We start from the raw sequence: 25,053 nt of genomic DNA, 5'->3' as shown, positions 1-25,053 counted from the left end.
GGTGAGATTGGGGCTATTCCGTCCCGGCAATGGCCCGCGCGAAGTCGCTGGCCGTAAACGGTTCGAGATCGCCGACGCTTTCGCCGACGCCGATGAAATGCACCGGCAGGCCGAATTTTCTGGCGATGGCGACGAGAATGCCGCCGCGGGCGGTGCCGTCGAGCTTGGTCATCACCAGACCAGTCACGCCTGCGCGTTTCTCGAAGATTTCCACTTGCCTGAGCGCGTTTTGCCCGGTGGTTGCATCCAGCGTCAGCAGCGTCGCATGCGGTGCCGATGGATCGACCTTCCGGATGACGCGGATGATCTTTTCGAGCTCGTTCATCAGCTCGTCGCGGTTTTGCAAACGGCCCGCCGTGTCGATGATGAGCACGTCGCGGCCCTCGGCCCTGGCCTGGGTCACGGCATCGAAGGCGAGGCCCGAAGCGTCGGCGCCGGCGGGGCGGGTGATGACCGGCGCATTGGTGCGCTGGCCCCAGACCTGCAACTGCTCGATCGCGGCGGCGCGGAACGTATCGCCGGCCGCCAGCATGACCGACCTGCCCTCGGCGGCCAGTTTCTGCGCCAGCTTGCCGATGGTGGTGGTCTTGCCCGAGCCGTTGACCCCGATCATCAGGATGACGAAGGGTTTTTGCGCGGTGTCGATCACCAGCGGTTGCGCCACCGGGCCGAGCACTTTTTCGACTTCGGCGGCCAGTACGGCGCGGACGTCTTCGCCCGACACATCGCGGTCGAAGCGGTCGCGGCGCAAGGTCTCGGTGATGGCCATGGCGGTCTCGATGCCGAGATCGGCCTGGATCAACACGTCCTCCAGCTCGTCCAGCGTCGCCGCGTCGAGCTTGCGCTTGGTGAAGACCGAGGTGATCGAGCCGCTGAGCTGGTCCGACGAGCGCTTGAGGCCGGTGGCCAGCCGGGCAAACCAACCCTGGCGCGGCGCTTCGACGGGCAGGTCCGCTACCGCGGGGGTGAGCGGGGTTTCGTCCGCGATGTCCTCGACATAGTCGGGCGTGGTTTCGGGCGGGCCGGGCAGGGGAGCGGGTTCGGGCTCCGGCACCATATCGGGAGGCCGGGCGGGCGTTGGCGCGACCGGCTCGGGCGCCGGCGGTTCCGGCAGCGCCTCGGGCGGCGCAGGAGGCTGCACCGGCGGCTCGCCGCCGAAGAGGCGCTTGAAGAATCCCGGCTTCTTGTCGGTCATTTTTTGCCTTTGGTCCGTATTCAGGCGGCTTCGCGTAGCGCTTCGCCGATCAGCCCATCAGCAGCAGTGCCCGTAACCCGAACGGTCAGCAGCTCGCCCGGTTGCGACCCCGGCACGGCGACGGGCACGAATTGTTCGGTGCGGCCCAGCCCGTTGCGCTCGATCAGCACATTTTCGATAGCGCCGATGCGGCTGGCGCAGAGTTTTTGGAACTGCCTGTCGCCCTCGGCCCGCAGCAGTGTCGCGCGATCCCGCGCCACTTTTCTGCTCACCTGCGGCATGCGGGCAGCGGGCGTGCCTTCGCGCGGCGAATAGGGGAAGACGTGCAGATAGGTCAGGTCCGCCTCGGTGACGATAGCGAGGGTGTTGGCGAACATGGCGTCGGTTTCGGTGGGGAAGCCGGCGATGATATCGGCGCCAAACACCATGTCGGGACGCAGGGCGCGGAGCTTGCTCACGATGGCCAGCGCGTCGTCGCGGCTGTGGCGGCGCTTCATGCGCTTGAGGATCATGTCGTCGCCCGATTGCAGGCTGAGATGCAGATGCGGCATCAGCCGGCGGTCACTTGCCACAGCGTCATAGAGCGCTTCGTCGGCTTCGATGGAATCGATCGAGGAAATGCGCAGGCGCGGCAGGTCTGGCACATAGCGCAAAATGGATTGCGTCAGCTTGCCCAAAGTGGGGTTGCCGGGCAGGTCGGGGCCATAGGAGGTGATGTCCACGCCGGTGAGAACCACTTCGCGGTAGCCATTGGCGACGAGCTTTTTGACCTGCTCGACCACCATGCCCATCGGCACCGAGCGCGAGGGGCCGCGGCCAAAGGGGATGATGCAGAAGGTGCAGCGGTGGTCGCAGCCATTCTGCACCTGCACGAAGGCGCGGGCGCGGCCGTCCATGCCCTCGATCAGGTGGCCGGCGGTTTCCCGCACGCTCATGATGTCGTTGACCTGCACCTTGTCGTTGAGCGGGGTGCCGAACACCATCGGGGTGTAGCTGGCGGCCTTCAGCTTGTCGGCATTGCCGATAACGAGATCGACTTCCGCCATGTCGCCGAAGCTGCGCGCCTCGGTCTGGGCGGCGCAGCCGGTGACGATGATGCGGGCTGCCGGATTATCGCGACGCGCCTTGCGCACCGCCTGCTTGGCCTGCTTCACCGCCTCTGATGTCACGGCGCAGGTATTGATGATGATGGCATTGTCGAGCCCGGCCTTTTCGGCCTCGCTCTTCATCACCTCGGCTTCATAGGCGTTGAGCCGGCAGCCGAATGTCAGGGTTTCGACGGCCATCAGGCCGCAACCTCGTTGCGCGCCCAGATGCCGCTGGCCGGGTCGAGCGTGCCGGTCCATTCCAGCTCGGCCGGGCCAGTCAGCACCACATGGTCGTCATCGCGCCATTCGACGAACAGATCGCCACCGGGCAGGGTGACGGTCGCAGCGCGGGCGGTGCGGCGGGTGCGGGCGCCGTTGACCACGGCGGCGCAGGCGGCAGTGCCGCAGGCCTCAGTAATGCCGGCACCGCGTTCCCAGGTGCGAAGGATGATCCTGTCCGGCGCCATCACCTGTGCGATGGAAATATTGGCCCGTTCGGGGAAGATGGGGTGGTTTTCCAGCAGCGGCCCGAAACGGTCGAGCGCGTAGCTCCACACATCCTGGTTGACCCAGAAAGTGGCCTGCGGATTGCCCATCGAGGCGACCGAGGGCGAATGCAGAACCGGCGCGTCGATCGGCCCGATCTGCAGCTCGATCTTGCGGGTATCGGCAAATTCCTCGCTGAGGGGGATGTCGTACCAGGCGAATTTCGGCGTGCCCATGTCGACGGTGATCATGCCGTCGTCGCGGGTCTCGCCGAAGAGGATGCCCGCGACGGTCTCGAAGGTGAAACGCTGCCGGCCCTGCTCGGCGGTGAGAGTCTGCACCACGCAGCGCATGCCATTGCCGCAGGCCTGGGCGATGGAGCCATCCGAATTGATGATCTCGATATAGTTGGCGGTGCCGGGCGTGCGCGGATCATGGATGGCCATGATCTGGTCGAACTTGGTGCCGGCGGCGGCATTGATGGCGATAGCCGCGGCGGACGTGACGCGATCGGCACGGCCGCGCATGTCGACCACGATGATCTGGTTGCCCAGTCCGTTCATCTTGAGAAACGGCACGCCGCTCAATTGGTTGCCTCGCCCGACTGCATCCATACACTTTTCGCGCTCTATATGGCGGATGTGAGAGAAAATTGCCAGTCCGTGCCCAAACACCCCCACCGGCGCTGCGCGCCGACCTTTCCCCTCAGGGGAGAGGTGAGCCTGCTCCACTCCATAGGCGATCGCCCGCGACAAGGAGAAGGGAACTTCACCCGGCAGGAGACGGCGCAAAATCTAAAAATATTCATATTTTGTAAGGGTTTCGCACTTCATGGCGCCTTAACCAGCACAGCAGTCTGGGCGCGCCAAAGCTGAGCTTGTCGGTTACCTTCCAGACAGATGAACGAGGATCGACCCATTCCGTCCCTGCTTTGGAGCCCGGCCCCATGAACATGACCATGCAGTCCGACCAGATCATCACTGACTGGCAGCCGCATTTTCCGTCCCTGTGGGGCCATCACTCGCTGGCGCTGAGCCATCGGCTGGCTGCCTCGCCGCTGTTCAGCGACGACGCGCTGGCGCGGCTGATCGACAAGTCGCCGCGCGAGGCCTACCACGTCAATTATTCGCAGAAGACGCCGGGCAATCCGCCCAAGCGCCGCGAGGGCGAAATCAAGGGCCTGACCGGCCACGAAGTGCTCGACGTGGTCAGGACCGGCAATATCTGGGTCAATCTCACCGCGCCGGCCAGTGTCGATCCGGCCTATGGCGAACTGCTCGACAGCCTCTATGCCGAATTCGAGGAGCGTGTTCCCGGGTTCAGGAGCTACAAGCGGAACCTGACCATCCTCATTTCCTCGCCGAATGTTTCGGTGAAGTACCATTCGGACGTGCCCGGCCAGAGCCTGTGGCAGGTGCGCGGCACCAAGAAGGTGTTCGTCTATCCGGCCAGCAAGCCGTTCATTTCGCAGACGGCGCTGGAAAAGCTCATTCTCGGCCAGCTCCGCGAAACCGACATGCCTTATGAGAGCTGGTATGACGACTATGCCGAAGTGCATATGCTCGAAGCCGGCAAGATGCTGCACTGGCCGCTCAACGGACCGCATCGCGTGGTCAACGAGAACATGATGAATGTCTCTTTCACCACCGAGCACTGGACCGACGAGCTGCGCAAGCATTACGCGGTCAACTATGCCAACGGCTTCCTGCGCTCCAGGCTGGGCATGGGAAAGCTGAGCCAGCAGGTGACGGGCCTGTCCTACCTCGCCAAGCTGGCGACTGCCGCGGCCGTCAAATTCACCCCGCTCAATCCGCAGAAGAGAAAAGTCTATACGGTCGATTTCCAGGTCGATCCGACCGCCCCCGAAGGGGTGCGCGACATCGAGGGTTATTCCTTCAGCAAATGAGTTCGCTCGGCGTCCTTCCCAGAACCGATGAACGGCGGCGCCTTGTCGCCGCCGATCGCGTTGGCGCCGATGTCTGTGCGTTGCGCGCCGCGGTGGTACGGACGCGCGAGGCCTTCGACGCCATGGCGTATCAATGGGAAGGGCTCGAAGCCCAGGTCGATGGCGCCCTGCTGTTCCAGGGCAGCGGCTGGGCCAGGGCCATCTTCGATTTCGAGGCCGCCCGCGGCAATGCCGCCTTCGACCCGGTTGTGGTGACGCTGAGCGATGGCCAGCGCCTGGTGGCGGTGCTGCCGCTCGAGCGCATCCGTACCAGGGCCCGTACCGTGCTGGCGCCGCTCGGCCATGCCTTCAGCCAATATTCCGATGTGCTGGTTGCCGCCGGGCTCGAGCCGCGCGATGCCGTGGCGCGCCTGTTGCGTGCCGCCATCAAGGCGGCGCCCTGCGATGCGGTCAGCTTCCTCAAGGTGCGCGGCGACAGCCTGCTGGCCCGCGGTATGCCGGCCAATCACCTGGTCACGGGGGCCGAGCAGGGTGCGCCCTATGTGGCGCTCAGCGCCTTCGCGGACTATGCGGCCTATTTCCAGACCATCAAGCCCAAGACGCGCAAGAACATGCGCAATGCCCGCAACCGGCTGGAGCGCGACGGCGCGGTGACCCACCATGTCGCCGAACGGGCCGAGGACACGCTCGGCGTTATCGAGCGGACGCTGTCGGGCCGGGCCGGGCGCCTGCGCGACCAGGGCCTCAGCTCCCGCGCCTTCCGCGATGCCGCCTTTGTTACCTTCTGCACGGCGCTGGCGCAGCGGCCGGACCTGCCCGTTATGGCCATGTCGCTGCGCCACAATGACGAGCCGGTCGCCGAGCAGTGGGGCTTCGTCCACAAGCAGCGCTATTACGCCTTCGTCGCCAGCCGCGACTTCTCCAATTCCGATGAAAGCCCCGGCAAGCTGCACTTAGGCGAAGTCATCCATGCCTGCGCCGAGCGCGGGCTCGATGGTGCCGACCTGATGGTGCCGGTGATGCCCTATAAGCTCACCTGGGCCACCGAGGTCGTCGAGGTGAAGGATTATGCCCTGCCGGTCACGCCGCGCGGCGTGCTGGTGCTCAATCTCTGGGACAGGACGCTGCGGCCCTTCATTAAGAAAACCGTGCTCGGCATGCCGGCCGGCCTGCGGGCGCTGGCCGTCAGGCTGGCGGGCCGCAGCCTCTAGCGGCACGAAAACAGGGTTAATCCTTCCTTACCCATTCCGTACTAGGCTTCCCCGATGCCGCTCTGGAGGGGACGCATGACGGCCAGTACTCAAGGACTTGCGATGCAGCATGCCGATGGCATGCGCCAGACCGATATCGGCGACCGCGCCGGGCGGCTGGGTGTCGAGATCGCCGATGTCGCCGGGCTGATTTCGGATCTGTCGGCGATCAGCCAGCAACAGGGATTGCAGGCCGAGGCGGCTCGCACTGCGGCCGGCGAGATGAATGCCGCGGCGGGCCAGCTCGGCCGCTCGATGACGACGACGCGCACGGCGGCGGCCGAAGTGCGCGCCATTCTCACGCAAAGCACGGCGGCGGTATCGGGTGCGGTGACGCGCACCGCCGATACGATGGCGACCCTGTCGGACGGGGCCATGAGCATCAAGACTACGCTAGACGGCGTATCGGGCACCATCCGCAATGTCGAGGCGGCCAGTGCCGCCATCGCCCAGATCGCGCGGGAAACCAAGCTGCTGGCGCTCAATGCCTCGGTCGAGGCGGCAAGGGCCGGCGAGGCGGGCCGGGGCTTCGCCATCATCGCCAACGCGGTCAAGGGACTGGCCGACCAGATTCACGGCTTTTCGAGCCAGACCAGCAGCAATCTCGAGCAGTTGACCCAGGCCTTGGGCGCGCTGGGCGCGCAGGCCGGCGGCAATGCCGAAGCGGCGCAGCAGGCCATGGCCGATTCCGGCGCCGCGGCCGAGGCGAGCGCAACGCTGGCTGACCTGGTTGGCTCGGTCGACCGGCTGGTCACCGATATCGACGCCATGGCGCAGCCGGTGGAACAGTCCGTGACGGGCTTCGAGACCGTGCAGGGGGAGCTCTCGGCTTTGGCCGATGGCGTGGCTGCGGGTCGCGGTCACCTGGCCCAGGCCGAAAAGCGCACGCAATCGATCCTGTCGATCTCCGAAGAGTTCATGCTGTTCCTGGTGCAGAGCGGCTTTGAAACCGCCGATGCGGCCTTTATCGACCTGGCGCGGTCCAAGGCCGACGAGATTTCCGAGCTGTTCTCTACCGCGGTGGCGCAGGGGCAGATCAGCATGGCGGACCTGTTCGACGAGGCCTATCGCGAGGTCCCCGGCAGCAATCCCAAGCAGGTGCTGACCCGGTTCAACGCCTTTGCCGATCGCGTGCTGCCCCAAGTGCAGGAGCCGGTGCTGGGCTTCGACAAGCGCATCGCCTTTTGCGCCGCGGTGGATCGCAATGGCTATCTGCCGACCCACAACACGATCTATTCCCAGAAGCAGGGCAGCGATCCGGTGTGGAACGCCGCCAATTGCCGCAACCGGCGCATCTTCAACGACCGGACCGGACTGTCGGCCGGGCGTTCGACCCGCCCCTTCCTGCTGCAGACCTATCGGCGCGACATGGGCGGCGGGCAATTTGCGCTGATGAAGGATTGCTCGGCACCGATCACGGTCAATGGCCGACATTGGGGCGGGTTGCGGGTGGCGTTCAAGGTTTGAGCCGCCGCTTCCTTGACTCTGCGGCCCCTTTCCCCTAAACGCTGGCCCATTCATCAGGCTTCGTTCCTGACCAGCCGACCGGGACCCCTAAGGGTATAAACCGATCCCGGAGGCCACCATCCGCCAGCGCGTTGCGCCCGCGGGTGGGTTTGGCGTTTGGACTGATGGATCCTATGTCTCGCGGGACGACCCCGCAGAGAAGGACCAAAATATGTTCGAGAGCCTTTCAGACCGGCTTGGCAAAATCTTCGATGGGCTTCGTGGCCGGGGCGCGCTGAATGCGGCCGATGTCGATGCCGCCATGCGCGAAATCCGCCGGGCGCTGATCGAGGCCGACGTGTCGCTCGAAGTGGTCCGGGCCTTTGTCGAGCAGGTCAAGGAGCGCGCCGTCGGCGCCGAAGTCACCCGCTCGGTGACGCCGGGCCAGCAGGTGGTCAAGATCGTCCATGACGAGCTGGTTGCCGTACTGGGCTCCGATGCCGTTACCATCGATCTCAATGCCAAGGCGCCGGTGACGCTGCTGATGGTGGGCCTGCAAGGTTCGGGCAAGACCACCACCACCGCCAAGATCGCCAAGCGGCTGACCGAGCGGAACAAGAAGAAGGTTCTGCTCGCCTCGCTCGATACCCGCCGTCCGGCCGCCATGGAGCAGCTTCGGGTGCTGGGCGAGCAGGTCGGCGTCGATACATTGCCCATCGTCACATCGGAAACCCCGGTGCAGATCGCCCGCCGTGCCGAGCGCGAGGGACGTCTGGGCGGCTATGACGTGCTCATTCTCGATACGGCCGGACGCACCCATATCGACGAAGAGCTGATGGCCGAAACGGCCGAGATCAAGGCCATCGCCAGCCCGCATGAAATCCTGCTGGTGGTCGATGCGCTGACCGGCCAGGACGCCATCAACGTCGCGCGCAGCTTCGACAGCCGGCTCGATGTCACCGGCATCGTGCTGACGCGTGTCGATGGCGATGGCCGTGGCGGCGCGGCGCTTTCCATGCGCGCGGCCACCGGCAAGCCGATCAAGCTGATCGGCGTCGGCGAAAAGATGGATGCGCTGGAGGATTTTCATCCCTCGCGTATCGCCGACCGCATCCTGGGCATGGGCGACATTGTCTCGCTGGTCGAAAAAGCCGCCGAGCACGTCTCTGCCGAAGACGCGCAGAAGATGGCCAAGAAGCTCAAGAAGGGCTCCTTCGACCTCGAGGATTTGCGTGGCCAGCTTATCCAGATGAAGAAGATGGGCGGCATGGGCGGGCTCATGGGTATGCTGCCCGGCGCCGGCCAGCTCAAGAAGGCCATGGCCAATTCCAAAGTCGACGAGAAGGTGTTCGATCGCCAGATCGCCATCATCAATTCGATGACGAAGAAAGAGCGCGCCAATCCCGACCTGCTCAATGCCAGCCGCCGCAAGCGCGTCGCCGCCGGCGCCGGTGTCGAGGTTTCCGAGATCAACAAGCTGGCCAAGCAGCACCGCCAGATGGCCGACATGATGAAGAAGGTCGGCAAGGGTGGCATGGGTGCGCTGGGCGGCATGTTCGGCGGCAAGATGGGCAATATGCTCGGCGGCATGCCCGACATGTCCAAGATGGACCCGGCCCAGCTTGAGCAGATGGCCCGCCAGGCCGGCATCGATCCCAACCAGCTCAAGGGCCTGCCTTCGGTGCAGACCCCCCAGCTCGCCGAAAAGCTGCCCAACGATGTCGGCGCCCTGTTCAAGTCCTCCGGCACCGGGCTTCCCGGTCTCGGTGGCGCTCCCCGTTTCCCCGGCCTTCCTGGCCTGGGCAAGAAGAAATAGTCGTTTCAATCTAAACTCAAGGATCCCAAAATGGCCCTCAAGCTCCGTCTTTCCCGTGGTGGCACCAAGAAGCGCCCATTCTACCACATCGTTGTCGCCGATGCCCGCTCGCCCCGCGATGGTCGTTTCATCGAAACCCTGGGTTCCTTCAACCCGCTGCTCGCCAAGGATGCTGAAAACCGCGTCGTTCTGAACGCCGAGCGGGCCAAGCACTGGCTTGACGTTGGCGCACAGCCGACCGACCGCGTGCTGCGTTTCCTCGACGCAGCCGGCGTTGCCAAGCGCGATGTCCGCAACAACCCCAACAAGGCCAAGCCGGGCGAAAAGGCCGTGGCCCGCGCCGATGAGCGCGCTGCCAAGGCCGCCGCCGTGGAAGAAGCCAAGAACGCACCCAAGGAAGCTCCGGCCGAGGAAGCTCCGGCCGAGGAAGCTGCTGCGGAAACCACCGCCGAATAAGTCCGGCGCCGAAAATACGAAAGCCCCGGTGCGCGAGCGCCGGGGCTTTTTTGTTTTTGGGTGCGATGTCGTCACAGCCACTGCGCGGTACCGCCCCCTGACGGGGGAGGCTAGGAGGGGTGTCGAGAGCCACGATGGATATTGGGGCCAACCGCCCCCACCCTTGATCCCTCCCCGCAAGGGGGAAGGTGTCGACTGAGGGGTTTTAGGCCTTCAGCTTACCCAGAATCGCCGCGCCCATTTCTTCCGTGCCCACCGTCTTGCGGTTGTCCTGGGCGATGTCGCCGGTGCGCAGGCCATCGCTGAGGACGGCCGAGATGGCGTTTTCGATCCTGGTTGCCAGCTCGATCATGCCGAAGCTGTAGCGCAGGGCCATGGCGACCGAGGCGATCATGGCGATGGGGTTGGCGATGCCCTTGCCGGCGATGTCGGGGGCCGAGCCGTGCACCGGTTCGTAGAAGGCCTTGCGCTTACCGGTGGCCGGATCGGGAGCGCCCAGCGAGGCCGAGGGCAACATGCCCAGCGAGCCGGTCAGCATGGCGGCAACGTCCGAAAGAATGTCGCCGAACAGGTTGTCGGTGACCATGACGTCGAACTGCTTGGGATTGCGCACCAGTTGCATGGCCGCGTTATCGGCCAGGATGTGGTGCAGTTCCACATCGGCATAGTCCTTGCCGACGCCCTTGACCACTTCGTCCCACAACACGCCCGACTTCATGACATTCTTCTTGTCGGCCGAATGCACCTTGTTGTTGCGGGTACGGGCCAGGTCGAAGGCGACACGGGCGATGCGGTCGATTTCATAGGTTTCGTAGACCTGGGTATCGACGGCACGCTTCTGGCCATTTTCCAGATCGGCAATGGTCTTGGGTTCGCCGAAATAGACGCCGCCGGTCAGCTCGCGCACGATCAGGATATCGAGGCCTTCCACCAGTTCGCGCTTGAGCGAGGAGGCGTCGGCCAAAGCCGGGTAGCAGATGGCGGGGCGCAGGTTGGCGAACACGGCCATCTCCTTGCGCAGGCGCAGCAGGGCGGCTTCCGGGCGGTGCTCATAGGGCACATCGTCCCATTTCGGCCCGCCCACGGCGCCGAAGATCACCGCATCGGCAGCCTTGGCCTTTTCGGTGTCCTCGTCGGTGATGGCGACCTGGTATTTGTCATAGGCCGAACCGCCGGCCAGGCCGGAATCGGTCGAGAAATCGGTGAGCTGTTCGGCATTGGTCCAGGCGATCAGCTTTTCCACCTCGAGCATGATCTCGGTGCCGATGCCGTCGCCGGGCAGCAGGAATAGGGAATGGGTGGCCATGGAAGTCCTCGCCGTACTGGTGGTTACGCCTTTGCCGCGCACATAGCGGGATTCCTGCCCGGCGCGCAAGGGCAGGGCTGTCGCAAATGGAAGACTATTGGACCACTCTGTCCCAGTCGACACCCTCCCCCTTGCGGGGAGGGATCAAGGGTGGGGGGTGTTTAGCCCGGATATCGGGGCTCTCAACACCCCCTCCCAACCTCCCCCGTCAAGGGGGAGGTGCCGCCCGGTGGTGTGGGGAGGTAGTACGATTCTAACCCGCAAAGAAGGGCTGGGTGCCATGCGCCTCGATGGCGGTGGCCAGACGCCCCAGCGCGTGGATATAGGCGGCCGAGCGGACCGAGACGCCGCGGTCCTGGGCGATGGCCCAGACGGCGCGGCCTTCGCGTTCCATCATCTTCTTGAGGCGGGCGTGGATTTCCTCGAGGTCCCAGTAGAAGCCCTGCCGGTTCTGCACCCATTCGAAATAGGACACGGTGACGCCGCCGGCATTGGCCAGGATATCGGGCAGCACGATGATGCCCTTGTCGGTGAGGATCTTGTCGGCTTCCGCGGTCACCGGGCCATTGGCCAGTTCCAACACCACCTTGGCCTTGATCGAAGCGGCATTGTCCGCCGTGATCATCTCTTCCAAAGCCGCCGGCACCAGCAATTCGGCATCGACCGCGATGAGGTCGTCGGACGGAATGACCGTAGCGCCCAGTTCGGCAGCCATGTCGGCCACGCGCCGGCCGGCAGTCTTGCCAGCGATCAGTTGGGCCACATCCAGCCCATCGGGCTTGTGGATGGCGCCGGTGGAGTCGGAGACAGCGACAATTTTATTGCCATCCTCATCGGCCAGCTGGGCGAAATACTGGCCGGCATTGCCGAAGCCCTGGATGGCGACGGTGCGCGAACCGGAGAGGCCCAGTTCCTGCGCCAGGTGGCGCACCAGATAGAAGCCGCCGCGCGCGGTGGCGTCGGTGCGGCCCAGCGAGCCGCCCAGGGCGATGGGCTTGCCGGTGATGACGGCGGGGGAAACCGAGCCGGTGATCTGGTTATATTCGTCGGCCATCCAGCCCATGATCATGGCGTTGGTATAGACATCGGGCGCCGGAATATCGCGGTCGGGGCCGACCGTGGTGGCAAAGGCCTGCATATAGGCGCGCGACAGGCGCTCCAGCTCGGTCTTGGACAGAGTATGCGGATCGACCCGCACGGCGCCCTTGCCGCCGCCATAGGGCAGGTTCATCACGGCGCATTTGAAGGTCATCCAGAAGGCGAGCGTCTCGACTTCCTCGATGGAGCTATCGGGATGGAAGCGGATGCCGCCCTTGGTGGGGCCGCGCGTGTCGTCATAGCGGCAGCGCCAGGCCAGGAACGATTTGCGCGAGCCGTCATCCATGCGGATCAGCAGCCGCGTCTTGGTGGTCTCGCGCGGATATTTGAGCTTCTCGATGACATCCTGGTCGATCTGGAGGTGGCTGGCGGCCTCTTCGAGGCGGATCAAGGCGCGGTCAAGCAGGGTGTCGTCGGTCATGGTTGGCCTTTATGTCCAGAAATTGTGCATAGCGCATAATTATGCGGCACAGATTTGCCATGACGGCGGGCTTAGGTCAATAAAGCTGACGCAAATTGCATAGATTTGATGCCAAACGCCTATTGACGGTGCATTTTTCCCTCAGCAATGTCAGAATATGACGAACCGATGAGCCCAGACGTGTTCCCCTCGCAGCCGCTGCCCGAAATCCTGGTCAATTCCGACGATTATAATCGTGTCATGTTGCTCGCCGAGCGGGTCAGCATGACCATGCCCTATGTCTCGGCCTATCTGGAGCGCGAGCTGAACCGGGCGGAGGTCTGCCAGCCCTGGGATCCGGCTGGGGTTTCCATGGGCCAGCGCGTCATGTTCCGGCTGGACGAGGAGCCGCTGACGCGGATCGGGCGTTTGATCTATCCCAACCGTGCCTTCGGCGAGAAAGGCAGTGTGCCGATCCTGGGCCCGGTCGGCGCGGCACTGATCGGCATGCGCCGCAATTCATCCATCGAATGGCTCGATGACGGCCGTACCCGCACGCTGACCGTGCTCGATTACGGCTGGTAGCCGAGGGCCTGCACGAAGCCGTTATGATCGAACAGCACCCAGAAGGTGATGGCGTTGGTCAGCACATGGGCCAAGGCGGCCCAGAATACGGAGCCGGTGCGCCAGGCGATCCAGCTCCAGGTAAGGCCCAGGGCCGCCGCGCCGCCGACGAGATAGAGCCAGCCGCCGTCAAAGACGATGCCGTGACTTAGCGTCAACGGCACGTGCCAGGCGGTGAACAGCACGAGGCTCAGGGCAAAGCCCAATCGGGGCCGCCCGGCAAAGCGGGTCAGGAAACCGCCGCGCCAGGCGATTTCCTCCAGTGGTCCATTGATCAGCGCCACCACCCCAGCCAGCATGGCGGCATGGGTGGTCAGCAGCGCGGTGTTGGGCACGAAAGCCACCAGAGCGACAAGGCCCACCTGCAGCAGGAGCAGGCCCGGCACGAACCAGTCACGCCAGGCCAATTTTTCGGAATAAAGGCGCGGACCGCGCCGCCCGCGCACATGAAAGAAAATCACCGGCAGGCAGAATCCCAGCCAATAGACGACCAGCGCCAGCAGAAATCCCCGCGGCCCGCCCAGCGCCTGGGTCAGCGCCGGCACGATGAAGGCCAGCACCGCGATCAGCGCCAGCGCATGCAGGACGAGGGCGATCTGGGCTCGGGTCATGGGGGCGGGTCGTTCCGGTGAACCCGCATAGAGTCAGAAGATGGGGGATTGGGCAATGCTGCTTGGGTTGGGTGCCCGGGCACCCACGATCTCTCCACATCCACAATCGCCTCCCGCGGACTTGATCCGCGGGAGGCGACTGTGGGTGGGTCAAATAGGGGGCTTCGCTACCAACTCAATTCGCCTGGCTGCGGTCCACCAGTTCAAAGTCGTCCGCCGCCAGATCGACTTTCAGTGCCAGTTGCTGGCGGTCGAGTTCGGCCAGCCAGGCGGTCCATGAGCAGGGGCTCATGCCGTCATCCTGGCTTTCGATCTGCCGTTTCAGGCGCCGCTGAAAGCTCAACTTGAGCTGGGCGCGTTCCTCGCCGAAGCTGTTGCGCACCCGCGCGATCGCCGGAATGCCGTGCCGGTCGGTCACCCAGTTCTGGATGTCGCGATGGCGCGTGAGCGTGTGAATCTGGGTCATGTGGCCTCCCCTCCAAAATATGGTTGCTAACCTCACAAAACGAGCCCGGTCCTCCACCGGTTCCCCGTTTTCGGGATCAATTGTCGTCCAGTTCGGTGACAAGGTTGAGACGCGTCATCTCCTCGGGGCTGAAGTAATAGAGCCGGTCCGGCGGGGTTTGCAGCGCATGCAGCCAGAGCGCTGGGTCGACCCCTGTTTTCGTCAGGTGGCTGATGATCTCGGCCGTGGTCGATTGCGCGTCGCTCATGGCCGTGCCGGCCACGCGCAGGGCGTTCTGCGGATCGCCCGAAAGCGCGGCGGCATAGATCTGGTGGACGCCGATGGCGGATTCAGCGCCGGCGATGCGCCTGGCGCCGGAGGCGAAGATGATGGGGCAGGACGAGGCGCAAAGCGAGCCGGCAGCGACCTTGGTGGCAAGGCCCTTTTCATGGATCAGACTGCCTATGGCGAGTGCATCCACGACCGATCCTCCGGGCGAATCGAGAACCACAGTCTGGGCGTATTCGCCGCGCGCCGCAATCTCGGCGGCAAAGCGGGTGGCCGAACCGAGGTCGATCGAGCCGGTGAGGCGCAGTTCTCCACCGGGCGCCAGGGCGATTTCCAGCGGCTGTTCAAGCACTTCGGGGCTGGTGGTTACATTCGGCGCATTGGCGTCATCGGGCCCCGCCGGATCGTAAGGCGGCAGGATGGGCCGCATGGGCATGGCCAAAGCCGCGCCCTCATTGGCGGTCAGTTCGCGAAAATCGACATAGAGCACCGAGGCCGTGCCGGCCAGCAGGGCGAAAAACGCCACCCGCAGGATGGCGCCATCCTCGACGCTCGCAATGGCGCCGACCGTCCGCTGGTAGAGTGAACCGCTTTCACTGGCCACACGGGCATTGGCCTCGGTCTTCATGCCGGGCGGGTCGTATCGGTGCGCTTGTGCTGCGCCGCATCGATGGGGGTTACCTTGCCATCCTCGACCGGCGCTTCGGCCACTTCCTCCGCCGGTTCGGGCACCATGGGATCGGGCTCGGCGCGGGGCCGACCGGTCGCCACATCGATGCCGGCCGCTTCCATCTGGCGGAACAGCGCCATGGCGCGCAGCATCTCGGCGGCGGTGATGTTCTCGGCTTCTTCCAGCGAGGCCGAGTCGCGCCGCATGGCGTCATGCACGATCATCAGCACCAGCACAAGTACCACCGGCAGCAGGTCGATGGAGATGGCGCCGGCCCAGCTCGGAATGAAGTCTTGCCAGTAGCGCAAGACGGCCTCGGCGCTGGACAGCGGCACGAAGCGGCGCTGCTCGACGGCCGGGGTGACGAGAATTTCGTCGGCCGCCGCGGTCAGGGCCGCCGATTGCGCGGCGACCGAGGCGCGCACGGTCTCCATCACCTGGTCCTGGCGGCTGGCGAGATCGCCGGAGCGGCCATCGGCCACCGGGGCGATGAAACCTGCCGAAAGATCGGCCGAAGCGCGCTTCACCGAAGCGGCGACATCGGTCTGCTGCAGGGCGGCAATAACGGCGGAAAGCTGTACCGCCTCGGCCTGGAAGCTGTCGGCGCGGGGCTCGATGGCGCCGGGGGTCGAAACCAGTTCGCGCATCGTGGCCAGCCGGGCCGAACCCTGTTCGAACAGCAGGGCCACCTCGTCACGACTGCCGGTAATGGTGGCGGCAAGCTGGCTCATCTGCGTGCTCATCTGGGTGAGCAACTGCACCACGCTGCCCGATCCGGTGGTGCCGGTCAGCGCGCCGCTTTCGCGCTCGTCGGCCGCCAGCCCGGCAAAGCGCTCGGCGGCGCGCTCCACGTCGGGCAGCAGGCTCTGGCTGGCCAGCGCATTGGCATGGGCCTGGTCCAGGTCCTCGGCATAGCCCTGCAATGTCACCGCCATATGCTGTTCCAGCGCGGCCGAACCGGCCAAAGCCGCCGCATTCAGCCAGCTCGACATGGCAATGATCATGGCGCAACCGACCGCCATGGTGAGGAAGAGCGCGATGCGCTGCACGCCTGACGTCACCAGCGGCACAAAGCGCAGCATGAAGCTCCAGAAGGCATAGATGGCCACCGATACGGCGGCCGAATAGATCACCGCCGCGAAGAAGACGAAGCTGGCCGAGCCATCGAGCAGGCCGCGCACGCCGAGATAGGTATAGACGCCGGAAGCCAAAGCCAGCACGGCCAAGGCAAAGCGGGTCATCGTCTCGACGCCCCGGACGGTCTCGTTGAGGCGATAGGCGTTGGGTTTGAGCTGCATGTGTTCCGGGCCCCGATGTTACCAGGAGGTTAACACAGCGATGGCGGCAAGATGTAGGCGGATAGAGCGCGGGGTTAATGACGGTAGCGTGAGGTTGCTGCCACGCCCTCGTGGTTCGAGGCTCGTGAAGAAACTCGCACCTCACCATGAGGGCTACTTCTAGCGCGGTATCCCAGTAGCCCTCATGGTGAGGCGGGAGCGCAGCGACCCTCGAACCACGAGGGCGTGCCTTTACCCGTTCAGCTTCCGCAGCAGCTTTTCCACCCGCTTGCGCTTGCTGTCCCGCCCAATCTTGCTCAGCCTGTCCTTCAGCACGGCGAGAAACCCCGGCCTCTGCTCCGGCGTCAGCACTGTCGCCGTCTGCTCGGCATAGGTGGGAAACTGGTTGGGCGCGGCATGTTTCAGTCGCTCCACCAGGATCGGCACGGCCTTGTCGCCATAACCGGCTCGCGCCAGCTTCACCAGGATCGAATTGCAATGGTCCTTGGCGATGACCGAGCCGCGGTCGGCCGCCTCGATAATGGCCGGCAATTCGGCAACCAAAGTCGCGGCGCGCTGCTCGGCCACCGCGTCGAGCGCGGTCATGGCGCCCCAGACCTTGCGGTTGTTCGAGCTTTTCAGCGCCTCGATAAAGACGGGGCATTGTCCGCCCACCAGGGCCGGATTGCGGGCGCCGACCTCGTAGAGCACCTTGAGCGCATCATTGGCCTGCCGCGCCGGCCCCGAATGCACGGCAGCGGCAAGTTCGGCCACCGCCGCCATGTCTTCACGGGCGACGATATCCTCGGCCAGGTCCACATTGGGCTGTTCATCGCGCCGGTCCAGCGCGCCGGAGAGTCGGTCGAGTACGGTCATGGCTTGGCCTCGCTTATGAGACCTCATGGTGAGCGTCCTGAGCGTGTCGAAGGGCGAACCACGAGGTCGGGCTCCTCATATTGCCACGACCTCGTCCTTCGACAAGCTCAGGATGAGGTCTGCTGAAGCGCGGTTTGGCGAGCCTAGGCCTCCACCGCCACATCCAGCGCCAGCGTCACCATCTCCTTGAGCGAGGTCTGCCGCTCATTGGCGTCGATTTCCTCATGGGTGATCAGGCAGTCGGTCATGGTGCAGATGGTCAGCGCCTTGACCCCGAAACGCGCGGCCAGCGTATAGAGCGCCGCCGCCTCCATTTCGACGCCGATCACCCCATGGTCGGGGAGCTTGTCGTAACCGGCAAAGCCGTCGGCATGATAGAAGATGTCGCTGCTCAGCATATTGCCGGCATGGTAGCGCATCCCCGCCGCCTCGGCCTTTTCCGCCGCCGCGCGCAGCAGGCCGAAATCGGCGATGGGGGCGAAATTATACGGCCCGAAGCGGTCGCGCACGATGGCGCTGTCGGTCGAAGCGGCCTGCGCCAGGATCAGGTCGCGTACCTTGACCCTGGCATTGAGCCCACCACAAGTGCCGACGCGGATCAGCGTTTTGAGCCCGTAGCTATTGATCAGCTCATGCACATAGATGGACAGCGAGGGCTGGCCCATGCCCGTGGCCTGCACGGAAACCCGCTTGCCCTTCCACGTCCCGGTATAGCCCAGGCAATTGCGCACCGAATTGACCAGCTTGGCATCATCCAGGAAGGTCTCGGCAATCCACTTGGCGCGCAGGGGGTCGCCCGGCAGCAGCACGGCTTCGGCATAGTCACCTTGCTTGGCGTGGTTATGGGGGGTCATGGCGGCTCCTCGTTTTTGTCCACTTGGTCAAAGCAATGCCATTGCGCGCCACGCACTGCAACCATCCGTGGCCTGCCGTCTTGACCTCGACATGTCGGAGGTCCATTTACGCTGCCGCATCTGGAGAACGCCAATGGTCGCGAAGATTTTCATCGATGGCGAAGCCGGAACCACGGGTCTGCAGATCCGCGAGCGCCTGGCCGGCCGGCGCGACCTCGAAGTGCTCTCCATCGCTGCCGACAAGCGCAAGGATCAGGACGAGCGCAAGCGCCTGCTCAACGCGGCCGATATCGCCATCCTCTGCCTGCCCGACGACGCGGCCAGGGAGAGCGTCGGCCTGATCGAGAACGGCACCACCCGCGTCATCGATGCTTCCACGGCCTTCCGCGTCGATCCGGATTGGGCTTACGGCTTTGCCGAAATGGACAAGGGCCAGAGCGGGAAAATCGCCAATGCGCGCTTCGTCGCCAATCCAGGCTGCTGGCCGCAGGGGCTGATCGCCACGGTGCGGCCGCTGGTCGAGGCCGGCCTGCTGCCGGCCGATTTAGCCATCACCTATAACGGCATTTCCGGCTATAGCGGCGGTGGCAAGCAGATGATCGCCGAGTACGAGGCCGCCGGTGACGGCGCCAGCCACTTCATGCCCTATGGCCTCACCTTCCAGCACAAGCATGTGCCCGAAATGACGCGCTATACTGGCCTCTCCGGCGCCCCGCTTTTCGTGCCGACCGTGGGCGACTTCGCCCAAGGCATGACGACCTTCGTACCGCTGCAACTGGGCCAGCTGGCACGGGTGCCGACGGGCCGTGAGCTGCATGCCGCGATCGCCGAGCATTTCTCTGCCATCGCGGACAGCTTCGTGGTGGTGGCGCCCTACGAGGAGATCGCCAAGACTCCGGCGCTCGATCCGCAGGCGCATAACGGCACCAACACCATGTCGCTGCATGTCTTCGCCAACGACTCCCGCGCTCAGGCGGTGCTGGTGGCGGTCTACGACAATCTGGGCAAGGGCGCCTCTGGCGCGGCCGTGCAGAACCTCAACCTGATGCTGGGCGTCAGTGCAAAAGAGAGCCTGGCGGCCTGATCTTCCTTCGAGCGCAGGATCCCCCTCGCCCCTTGTGGGAGGGGGCGGTTTTCCGCGTTCAGCGGAAAACCGGGTGAGGGGTCTGCGTCCGCCCATGCTTCTCATCATCTAGATGGCTCGGTGCCCCCTCATCCGCCCTTCGGGCACCTTCTCCCACAAGGGGAGAAGGGGACTTAGGGGTTGTGGCACTCTCAAATCCCGCCCTACCGTACCCAAGAGTACGCTTCTGACTTGACCGGAACCTCAGTTTGCGCAAAGACCTTCGTCAAAGCGAGGTTTCCTCATGGACAAGTTCACCAGTCTGACCGGTGTCGCGGCGCCCCTGCCGATCATCAATATCGACACCGACATGATCATCCCCAAGCAGTATCTCAAGACCATCAAGCGGACCGGCCTCGGCACCGCGCTGTTCAGCGAGATGCGCTATAACGAGGATGGCACCGAAAATCCCGATTTCGTGCTGAACAAGCCGGGCTACCGCAAGGCCACCATTATCGTGGCGGGCGACAATTTCGGCTGCGGTTCGTCGCGCGAGCATGCCCCCTGGGCGCTGCTCGATTTCGGCGTGCGCTGCGTCATCTCCACCAGCTTTGCCGACATTTTCTACAATAACTGCTTCAAGAACGGGATTCTGCCGGTCGTTGTGACACCTGAACAGCTGAAACTGCTGCTCGATGATGCCGAACGCGGCTCCAATGCCACGCTGACCGTCGATCTCGAGGCCCAGACCATCAAGGGTCCGGATGGCGGTACGCTGCATTTCGATATCGATCCGAGCCGCAAGCAGATCCTGCTCGAAGGCCTCGACGATATTGCCGGCACGCTCAAGTCCGATCCGTCGATCACCACGTTCGAAAACAAGATGGCGGCCGACCGCCCCTGGCTCTAGAGGCAATAATGGTGCAGCGCGTTTCCACCGGCTCGCCCTTCGAGGCGACCTTCGGCTATTCCCGTGCCGTGCGGCACGAGGACACGGTCTATGTCTCGGGCACGACGGGCTATGACTATGCCAGCATGACCATGCCCGATGATGTCGGGGCACAGGCGGCCAATGCGCTGGCCACGATCGACAAGGCGCTCAGGGAAGCCGGCTCCTCCATCCAGGACACGGTGCGCGTGGTTTATTATATCGGCGATCGCGACGATGTGGATGCCGTGGTCAAGGCCGTGGGTCCGGTCTTTGGGGATATTCGCCCGGCCGCCAGTATGCTGATCGTTCAGATGATCGAAGCCGGCATGAAGATCGAGATCGAGGTGACCGCCCGTATCGGCGCTGCCGCCAGCTAAGCCTGGGGCGAGCGCGAGCCGCGGCGGCGTTCGCTGCGAGGGGGCGCGAGGCGTGGCGGCAATTCTTCCGGTCCGGCGATGCAGACGCGGTCGCGGCCGCTCTTTTTGGCCTCGTAGAGCGCTGCATCGGTGCGGCGCAACAGGTCGGACAGGCTGTCCCCGGCGCGAAGCTGGGCCACGCCGAAGCTGGCGCTGACGCGCCGATCCGGGCCCAGATTGGCGATGGAGAGGCTGGAAAACCCCACGCGCGCACCCTCGGCATAGAGCCGGGCTGTCGCCATGTTGGCACCCGGAATGAAGACCGCGAATTCCTCGCCGCCCAGGCGGCCGACCACGGCGCGTTCGTCGGCCGTGGCCTCCAGCACCTCGGCGAAGGCCCGGATCACCAGGTCGCCGGCTTCGTGGCCATGGCTGTCATTGATCGCCTTGAAGTGGTCGAGGTCGGCCACCACCATGGCGCCGGGTACGCCGGCCCGCAATGTCGTTGCCAGCAGCCGGTCGGCCCGATCTTCGAAGCCGCGCCGGTTGAGCAAACCGCTCAGCGTATCGGTTTCCGAGCGCGCGGTGATTTCCGCCATGGCGTCGCGCACGATGATCAGCAGCATCAGCAGGCCATTGGCGATCAGCAGCATGGCGCCCAGGCTCTGCGAGATGGCGGCATAGGTCGAGCCGATATAGGCCTGCGGCGTGGCGCCCGATCCCAGCATCGCCGCCAGTACCGGCTTGGAGACGAATTGCAGCCCGCCAACGGCGAACAGCACCAGCAGCGCCATGTCGAGCGCCTGGCGATGGCGATAGCGCACGATCACGGCCACGCCGACCAGTTGCACCAGGAAATAGGGCAATTGGTAGAGCAGGCCGCGCAGCAGCGAAGCGCGCGGCATGTCGATGATGGCGACATTGACCGCCAGCGACACGGCGACGATGAGCCCGAGCGTGCGCCAGGGCGGCGCCAGCCGGTAATGCCGCGACAGGCCGACCACGCAGAGGCTGATGGCGAACAGGAAGGTGGCAAAGATGGCCAGCCCCACCGGCCGCGGATCGAGCTGTCCGGGCAGCATGAATTCGAGCACCGGATTGACCATGCCCAGCCCATAGGCCAGCGCCAGCCAGCGGGCGCCGACGGCCGATCTGGCATAGGCCGCCACCACGCCGAAGGCCGTGGCGAAGATGCCGGCGATGAAGAGATTGATTGCCAGAACGAAGGCAGCGGCGCTCATGGCATAACCCGGAAACGTCAGTTGCGCGCATGGTAGCGGCGGGTGCGAAACGAGAGGTTAACGGGGAATGAAATTTGATGGGCGGCGTGGTTCACATCGCTCGCCATATATGCGGTGTCACCCCGGCCTTGAGCCGGGGCGGCCCATCCCGAGATCCCGCGAGGGGATGACATCGGGTATGCGGAACAGAAAAACTATCACCTCGCCGCCACCCCGAGGGCCTCGGCAATCAACTGGTATGATCGCCGGCGCAGTTCATAGCTATGTACCGTCGTCGTGATCATCACCTCGTCGGCGGCGCAGCTTTCGGCCTTTTCGGCGATGGCGTCGCGCACCGTTGCGGGCGAGCCGACGATCCACAGGCTCGATTGATGGTCGATGATCCCCTGTTGCTGGGGCGTCAGCACCCGCGCATGGGCTTCCTCCGGGCTCATCAGCTTGCGCTGCTCGCCGGTGGTGAACAAAGCCCAGCTCACTGCCTGCGAGCGGCTGAGATATTGTGCCTCCTCATCAGTGGGTGCGCAGATCACCGAGACGCAGAGCATGGTTTTCGGTACGGGGAAGGCTTCGGTCGCCTTGAAGCCATGGCGATAGGCCTCGAAGGCCGGGGCAGGGGGCGTGTGGCTGAAATGGGCGGCAAAGGCATAGCCGATGCCCAATTGCCCGGCCGCCTGGGCGCTGGCGCCGGACGAGCCGAGCAGCCACATCGGCGGCAGCCTGATACCACCGGGCGATACCGGCACGCGCGAAAACGGATGGTCGGGCGGAAAGCCATCCTCGTCAAAGGCCATGAGTTCAGCCAGATAGGCGGAAAATTCCTCGCCGCCGCCGCTGCGCAAGGCGCGCATGGCATAGCCGTCGCCACCGGGTGCGCGGCCGATGCCGAGGTCGATGCGGCCGGGATGGAGGCCTTCGAGGGTGCGATAAGCCTCCGCGATGCGCAAAGGCGCATGATTGAGCAGCATGACGCCGCCCGAGCCGACACGGATATTTTCCGTATGCGCCGCGGCGCTGCCGATGAGGATTTCCGGCACCGAGGAGGCGATGGAGGGCATGCCGTGATGCTCGGCATACCAGAGGCGGGTATAGCCCAGCCGGTCGGCTTCCTGCGCCAGCAGGATGGTTTCGGCCATGGCCTGGGCCGTGCTGGTGCCCTCGGCAATGGGGGCGAGATCCTGCAGTGACAGGGCGAAGGGAGCGACCATGGCAATATTCCTTTCCGGCAATCACCGCCTTCTATCGGCAAAATGCGATGAAAGCGAGATGCCAGATCGCCCCTGTTAGGGTCTGGTTCATTACAATTTTAGTCAAATCTTGCCGACCGTCCATCGAGCAAGCTCAATCGAAGATTGACGGCAAGGAGCCTCCCCATGCGCCATCTCATTCATCGCCTGAGCCTTGTCGTCGCGCTGCTGCTGCTGGCGGCCCCGGCCGCCCAGGCGCAGTTCAACCTGCTTCCCGAAATCCGGGGTGGCGTCGGCATGCGTGGCGTCGATGGCGGCGGCAATCTGTTCGACCCCAATCGCATCGGCGATGCCAATGTCGAACTGCTGTTTGCCGTGCCCGATCTCAATGCCTGGTCGGTCATCGGCGAGCTCCGGCCGCATCTGGGCGCAACGATGAGCTTTCGCGGCCAGGATTCCTACGGCTATGCCGGGTTGAGCTGGACCTTCCAGGCGCCGGTGCTGCCGCTTTTCGTGGAAGCCAGCGCCGGCGGGGTGGTGCGCAGCGCCATGTTCAGCGCACCGCAGAACGATCCGGCGCGCAATTTCGGTTGCGGCGTCGGCCTGCGCGTGGCCGGCAGCGTCGGCGTCAACCTGCCGCTGGGCGCCTCCCTGATCGGCACGGTGGAGCACCTGCCTGATTTCGGCACCTGCGGGGTGACGCGGGCGAACACGAATGTCGGGGTAAGACTGGGGTTTCGGTTTTAGCTCTTCACCTCTCCCTTTGGGGGAGAGGTCGACTTGCGAAGCAAGGCGGGTGAGGGGGCCTTTTCTTGATACTGTGCTCGGGAAAGGCCCCCTCACCCGGCCTTCGGCCGACCTCTCCCCCAAGGGAGAGGTAAGGCTAGGCCACCTGCCCGGCCGCCCAGCCTGACGCCCAGGCCCACTGGAAATTGTAGCCGCCCAGCCAGCCGGTCACGTCCACCACTTCGCCCACGAAGTAGAGGCCAGGCGCGTTCCGCGCCGCCATGGTTTTCGCGTCGAGATCACGCGTATCGACCCCGCCAAGGGTCACTTCGGCGGTGCGATAGCCTTCCGAGCCCACGGGCTTCAGCGTCCAGCCCTTCAGCATGGCTTCAACGGCGGCCAGCTTCTTGTCGGAGAAATCGCCGATCATGCCGGGCAGGTCCAGCTCCTCGCCCAGCAGTTGCGCCAGCTTCTTTGGCAACATGTTGCCCAACACGGTCTGTACCTGCAGTTTGGGGCTGGCCCGGCGCGCGGCGCGCAACGCTTCCCCGGCCTGCTGATGCGGCAGCAGGTCCACGGAGATGGCGTCGCCCTCGCGCCAATAGGACGAGATTTGCAGGATGGCCGGGCCGCTGAGGCCGCGATGGGTGAACAGCAGGGCCTCCTCGAATTCGGTCTTGCCATGGCTGACGATGGCGTCGGTGGCGATGCCCGAAAGGTCCTTGAGCTTTTCCAGCGCCCCGGTCTCGAAGGTCAGCGGCACCAGGGCCGGGCGGGTCTCGGTCAGTCGCAGGCCGAACTGGGTGGCGAGCTGATAGCCCAGGCCGGTCGCGCCCATCTTGGGAATGGATTTGCCACCGGTGGCGACGACGAGGCTTTCGCAGGTGATGGACGAGGTGGTGAGCTGCACGGCAAAGTCGCTCTCGTCCCGGCTCACGCTCTCGACGCCGGTTTCCAGCACCAGCGTCACCCCGGCCTTGCGCATTTCGCCCAACAGCATGGTGTTGATCTGCGTCGCCGGCCCGTCGCAGAACAATTGTCCCAGCGTCTTTTCGTGAAAGGCGATGCCATGCTGGCGCACCAGGGCGATGAACATTTCCGGCGTGTAGCGGGAAAGCGCGGAGAGCGCGAAGCGCGGGTTGTCGCTCAGGAACCGGTCACGGCCCTTGTCCGTGGTCGCATTGATATTGGTGAAATTGCAGCGTCCGCCGCCCGAAATGCGGACTTTCTCGCCGGCATACTTGGCATGATCGACCACCAGCACCTGCCGGCCGCGCTTGCCGGCCTCGATGGCGGCCATCATGCCGGCGGCACCGGCGCCAAGGATCACGACATCATAATGGGGCATGGCTCAATCCTTGGAGTGGCGAAATGGTGCCACGCCCTCGTGGTTCGAGGGTCGCAAGTGCTCCCGCCTCACCATGAGGGCTGCTGCACCGAGGTGTAAGTAGCCCTCATGG

At 64.7% G+C, this 25,053-nt stretch carries 24 protein-coding genes; 10 read left to right on the top strand and 14 right to left on the bottom strand.

What is annotated here, in order from left to right:
- Positions 1-13: 13 nt before the first annotated feature.
- The 3 genes from ftsY to dapF are packed head-to-tail and all read right to left on the bottom strand — an operon-like array spanning position 14 to position 3,383.
- Complete coding sequence (ftsY, locus tag ASD80_RS12790) at positions 14-1,195, bottom strand: signal recognition particle-docking protein FtsY (protein ID WP_056233386.1); 1,182 nt, start codon at positions 1,193-1,195, stop codon at positions 14-16.
- Positions 1,196-1,215: 20 nt separating this feature from the next.
- On the bottom strand, positions 1,216-2,481 hold the full coding sequence (gene mtaB, locus ASD80_RS12785) for a tRNA (N(6)-L-threonylcarbamoyladenosine(37)-C(2))-methylthiotransferase MtaB (RefSeq protein WP_056233384.1): 1,266 nt from the start codon (positions 2,479-2,481) through the stop codon (positions 1,216-1,218).
- Complete coding sequence (gene dapF / locus ASD80_RS12780; protein WP_244489001.1) at positions 2,481-3,383, bottom strand: diaminopimelate epimerase; 903 nt, start codon at positions 3,381-3,383, stop codon at positions 2,481-2,483. The genes mtaB and dapF overlap by 1 nt, the downstream gene beginning before the upstream one ends.
- A gap of 332 nt (positions 3,384-3,715) precedes the next feature.
- Here dapF and ASD80_RS12775 point away from each other — a divergent pair, with 332 nt between their 5' ends.
- The 5 genes from ASD80_RS12775 (at position 3,716) to rpsP (ending at position 9,643) form a co-directional block, all read left to right on the top strand.
- On the top strand, positions 3,716-4,675 hold the full coding sequence (locus ASD80_RS12775; protein WP_056233383.1) for a hypothetical protein: 960 nt from the start codon (positions 3,716-3,718) through the stop codon (positions 4,673-4,675).
- A complete protein-coding gene (locus ASD80_RS12770) occupies positions 4,672-5,886 on the top strand; it encodes a GNAT family N-acetyltransferase (RefSeq protein WP_056233381.1) in 1,215 nt (404 codons plus the stop codon). Before ASD80_RS12775 ends, ASD80_RS12770 begins: the two co-directional genes overlap by 4 nt.
- A gap of 75 nt (positions 5,887-5,961) precedes the next feature.
- Positions 5,962-7,392: a methyl-accepting chemotaxis protein gene (locus tag ASD80_RS12765; protein ID WP_162247357.1), complete on the top strand. Its 1,431-nt coding sequence runs from the start codon at positions 5,962-5,964 to the stop codon at positions 7,390-7,392.
- 211 nt (positions 7,393-7,603) lie between these two features.
- Positions 7,604-9,187, top strand: a complete 1,584-nt coding sequence (gene ffh, locus ASD80_RS12760) for a signal recognition particle protein (RefSeq protein WP_056233376.1) — start codon at positions 7,604-7,606, stop codon at positions 9,185-9,187.
- 30 nt (positions 9,188-9,217) lie between these two features.
- Positions 9,218-9,643, top strand: a complete 426-nt coding sequence (gene rpsP, locus ASD80_RS12755; protein ID WP_056233373.1) for a 30S ribosomal protein S16 — start codon at positions 9,218-9,220, stop codon at positions 9,641-9,643.
- A 205-nt stretch (positions 9,644-9,848) separates the two neighbouring features.
- On the opposite strand, the gene leuB is transcribed toward rpsP, so the two are convergent.
- Both leuB and ASD80_RS12745 read right to left on the bottom strand, forming a co-directional pair.
- A complete protein-coding gene (gene leuB, locus ASD80_RS12750; RefSeq protein ID WP_056233369.1) occupies positions 9,849-10,949 on the bottom strand; it encodes a 3-isopropylmalate dehydrogenase in 1,101 nt (366 codons plus the stop codon).
- Between the two features lie 253 nt (positions 10,950-11,202).
- On the bottom strand, positions 11,203-12,468 hold the full coding sequence (locus ASD80_RS12745) for a Glu/Leu/Phe/Val family dehydrogenase (protein ID WP_056233368.1): 1,266 nt from the start codon (positions 12,466-12,468) through the stop codon (positions 11,203-11,205).
- A gap of 168 nt (positions 12,469-12,636) precedes the next feature.
- Between ASD80_RS12745 and ASD80_RS12740 the strand changes: the two genes are divergently transcribed.
- On the top strand, positions 12,637-13,032 hold the full coding sequence (locus ASD80_RS12740) for a hypothetical protein (protein ID WP_056233496.1): 396 nt from the start codon (positions 12,637-12,639) through the stop codon (positions 13,030-13,032).
- On the opposite strand, the gene ASD80_RS12735 is transcribed toward ASD80_RS12740, so the two are convergent.
- The 6 genes from ASD80_RS12735 to deoD form a co-directional block, all read right to left on the bottom strand.
- The gene (locus ASD80_RS12735; RefSeq protein WP_056233365.1) at positions 13,020-13,682 is read right to left on the bottom strand and encodes a CPBP family intramembrane glutamic endopeptidase; all 663 of its coding nucleotides are present in this window, start codon (positions 13,680-13,682) and stop codon (positions 13,020-13,022) included. The two genes, ASD80_RS12740 and ASD80_RS12735, sit on opposite strands and share 13 nt — an antisense overlap.
- Positions 13,683-13,857: 175 nt before the next feature.
- On the bottom strand, positions 13,858-14,148 hold the full coding sequence (locus ASD80_RS12730; RefSeq protein WP_056233363.1) for a hypothetical protein: 291 nt from the start codon (positions 14,146-14,148) through the stop codon (positions 13,858-13,860).
- A 76-nt stretch (positions 14,149-14,224) separates the two neighbouring features.
- Positions 14,225-15,043 (bottom strand): hypothetical protein, encoded by an 819-nt coding sequence (locus ASD80_RS12725; protein ID WP_244489000.1) that lies wholly within the window; start codon positions 15,041-15,043, stop codon positions 14,225-14,227.
- Positions 15,040-16,383, bottom strand: coding sequence for a hypothetical protein (locus ASD80_RS12720; protein ID WP_056233362.1), 1,344 nt, complete (start codon positions 16,381-16,383; stop codon positions 15,040-15,042). Before ASD80_RS12720 ends, ASD80_RS12725 begins: the two co-directional genes overlap by 4 nt.
- A gap of 231 nt (positions 16,384-16,614) precedes the next feature.
- A complete protein-coding gene (locus ASD80_RS12715; RefSeq protein WP_056233360.1) occupies positions 16,615-17,238 on the bottom strand; it encodes a hypothetical protein in 624 nt (207 codons plus the stop codon).
- A 143-nt stretch (positions 17,239-17,381) separates the two neighbouring features.
- Complete coding sequence (gene deoD / locus ASD80_RS12710) at positions 17,382-18,092, bottom strand: purine-nucleoside phosphorylase (RefSeq protein ID WP_056233358.1); 711 nt, start codon at positions 18,090-18,092, stop codon at positions 17,382-17,384.
- A gap of 133 nt (positions 18,093-18,225) precedes the next feature.
- On the opposite strand from deoD, the gene argC reads away from it, so the two are divergent.
- The 3 genes from argC (at position 18,226) to ASD80_RS12695 (ending at position 20,463) form a co-directional block, all read left to right on the top strand.
- Positions 18,226-19,176 (top strand): N-acetyl-gamma-glutamyl-phosphate reductase, encoded by a 951-nt coding sequence (gene argC, locus ASD80_RS12705; RefSeq protein WP_056233355.1) that lies wholly within the window; start codon positions 18,226-18,228, stop codon positions 19,174-19,176.
- 283 nt (positions 19,177-19,459) lie between these two features.
- Positions 19,460-20,065, top strand: a complete 606-nt coding sequence (gene leuD, locus ASD80_RS12700; protein ID WP_056233353.1) for a 3-isopropylmalate dehydratase small subunit — start codon at positions 19,460-19,462, stop codon at positions 20,063-20,065.
- Positions 20,066-20,073: 8 nt separating this feature from the next.
- On the top strand, positions 20,074-20,463 hold the full coding sequence (locus tag ASD80_RS12695) for a RidA family protein (protein WP_056233351.1): 390 nt from the start codon (positions 20,074-20,076) through the stop codon (positions 20,461-20,463).
- Here ASD80_RS12695 and ASD80_RS12690 read toward each other — a convergent pair.
- Complete coding sequence (locus ASD80_RS12690; RefSeq protein ID WP_056233349.1) at positions 20,460-21,683, bottom strand: GGDEF domain-containing protein; 1,224 nt, start codon at positions 21,681-21,683, stop codon at positions 20,460-20,462. The two genes, ASD80_RS12695 and ASD80_RS12690, sit on opposite strands and share 4 nt — an antisense overlap.
- 197 nt (positions 21,684-21,880) lie before the next feature.
- Complete coding sequence (locus ASD80_RS12685) at positions 21,881-22,888, bottom strand: LLM class flavin-dependent oxidoreductase (protein ID WP_056233347.1); 1,008 nt, start codon at positions 22,886-22,888, stop codon at positions 21,881-21,883.
- Between the two features lie 165 nt (positions 22,889-23,053).
- Between ASD80_RS12685 and ASD80_RS12680 the strand changes: the two genes are divergently transcribed.
- Positions 23,054-23,614 carry a hypothetical protein gene (locus ASD80_RS12680; protein ID WP_056233345.1) on the top strand — a complete coding sequence of 187 codons (561 nt, stop codon included), beginning with the start codon at positions 23,054-23,056 and terminating at the stop codon, positions 23,612-23,614.
- A gap of 136 nt (positions 23,615-23,750) precedes the next feature.
- Here the strand turns inward: ASD80_RS12680 and ASD80_RS12675 are convergent, their stop codons facing one another.
- Positions 23,751-24,941 (bottom strand): NAD(P)/FAD-dependent oxidoreductase, encoded by a 1,191-nt coding sequence (locus tag ASD80_RS12675; protein ID WP_056233343.1) that lies wholly within the window; start codon positions 24,939-24,941, stop codon positions 23,751-23,753.
- Positions 24,942-25,053 lie beyond the last annotated feature (112 nt).

It is taken from the genome of Devosia sp. Root635, from assembly GCF_001427605.1.
In the GTDB taxonomy this organism is placed as follows: Bacteria; Pseudomonadota; Alphaproteobacteria; order Rhizobiales; family Devosiaceae; genus Devosia.
This window is presented reverse-complemented; position numbering and strand designations above follow the sequence as displayed.

What these genes read in the sequence shown, in the direction of transcription:
- ftsY (WP_056233386.1), bottom strand. Translation starts at nt 1,195, where the DNA reads ATGACCGACAAGAAGCCGGGATTCTTCAAGCGCCTCTTCGGCGGCGAG.
- mtaB (WP_056233384.1), bottom strand. Translation starts at nt 2,481, where the DNA reads ATGGCCGTCGAAACCCTGACATTCGGCTGCCGGCTCAACGCCTATGAA.
- dapF (WP_244489001.1), bottom strand. Translation starts at nt 3,383, where the DNA reads ATGGATGCAGTCGGGCGAGGCAACCAATTGAGCGGCGTGCCGTTTCTC.
- ASD80_RS12775 (WP_056233383.1), top strand. Translation starts at nt 3,716, where the DNA reads ATGAACATGACCATGCAGTCCGACCAGATCATCACTGACTGGCAGCCG.
- ASD80_RS12770 (WP_056233381.1), top strand. Translation starts at nt 4,672, where the DNA reads ATGAGTTCGCTCGGCGTCCTTCCCAGAACCGATGAACGGCGGCGCCTT.
- ASD80_RS12765 (WP_162247357.1), top strand. Translation starts at nt 5,962, where the DNA reads ATGACGGCCAGTACTCAAGGACTTGCGATGCAGCATGCCGATGGCATG.
- ffh (WP_056233376.1), top strand. Translation starts at nt 7,604, where the DNA reads ATGTTCGAGAGCCTTTCAGACCGGCTTGGCAAAATCTTCGATGGGCTT.
- rpsP (WP_056233373.1), top strand. Translation starts at nt 9,218, where the DNA reads ATGGCCCTCAAGCTCCGTCTTTCCCGTGGTGGCACCAAGAAGCGCCCA.
- leuB (WP_056233369.1), bottom strand. Translation starts at nt 10,949, where the DNA reads ATGGCCACCCATTCCCTATTCCTGCTGCCCGGCGACGGCATCGGCACC.
- ASD80_RS12745 (WP_056233368.1), bottom strand. Translation starts at nt 12,468, where the DNA reads ATGACCGACGACACCCTGCTTGACCGCGCCTTGATCCGCCTCGAAGAG.
- ASD80_RS12740 (WP_056233496.1), top strand. Translation starts at nt 12,637, where the DNA reads ATGAGCCCAGACGTGTTCCCCTCGCAGCCGCTGCCCGAAATCCTGGTC.
- ASD80_RS12735 (WP_056233365.1), bottom strand. Translation starts at nt 13,682, where the DNA reads ATGACCCGAGCCCAGATCGCCCTCGTCCTGCATGCGCTGGCGCTGATC.
- ASD80_RS12730 (WP_056233363.1), bottom strand. Translation starts at nt 14,148, where the DNA reads ATGACCCAGATTCACACGCTCACGCGCCATCGCGACATCCAGAACTGG.
- ASD80_RS12725 (WP_244489000.1), bottom strand. Translation starts at nt 15,043, where the DNA reads ATGAAGACCGAGGCCAATGCCCGTGTGGCCAGTGAAAGCGGTTCACTC.
- ASD80_RS12720 (WP_056233362.1), bottom strand. Translation starts at nt 16,383, where the DNA reads ATGCAGCTCAAACCCAACGCCTATCGCCTCAACGAGACCGTCCGGGGC.
- ASD80_RS12715 (WP_056233360.1), bottom strand. Translation starts at nt 17,238, where the DNA reads ATGACCGTACTCGACCGACTCTCCGGCGCGCTGGACCGGCGCGATGAA.
- deoD (WP_056233358.1), bottom strand. Translation starts at nt 18,092, where the DNA reads ATGACCCCCCATAACCACGCCAAGCAAGGTGACTATGCCGAAGCCGTG.
- argC (WP_056233355.1), top strand. Translation starts at nt 18,226, where the DNA reads ATGGTCGCGAAGATTTTCATCGATGGCGAAGCCGGAACCACGGGTCTG.
- leuD (WP_056233353.1), top strand. Translation starts at nt 19,460, where the DNA reads ATGGACAAGTTCACCAGTCTGACCGGTGTCGCGGCGCCCCTGCCGATC.
- ASD80_RS12695 (WP_056233351.1), top strand. Translation starts at nt 20,074, where the DNA reads ATGGTGCAGCGCGTTTCCACCGGCTCGCCCTTCGAGGCGACCTTCGGC.
- ASD80_RS12690 (WP_056233349.1), bottom strand. Translation starts at nt 21,683, where the DNA reads ATGAGCGCCGCTGCCTTCGTTCTGGCAATCAATCTCTTCATCGCCGGC.
- ASD80_RS12685 (WP_056233347.1), bottom strand. Translation starts at nt 22,888, where the DNA reads ATGGTCGCTCCCTTCGCCCTGTCACTGCAGGATCTCGCCCCCATTGCC.
- ASD80_RS12680 (WP_056233345.1), top strand. Translation starts at nt 23,054, where the DNA reads ATGCGCCATCTCATTCATCGCCTGAGCCTTGTCGTCGCGCTGCTGCTG.
- ASD80_RS12675 (WP_056233343.1), bottom strand. Translation starts at nt 24,941, where the DNA reads ATGCCCCATTATGATGTCGTGATCCTTGGCGCCGGTGCCGCCGGCATG.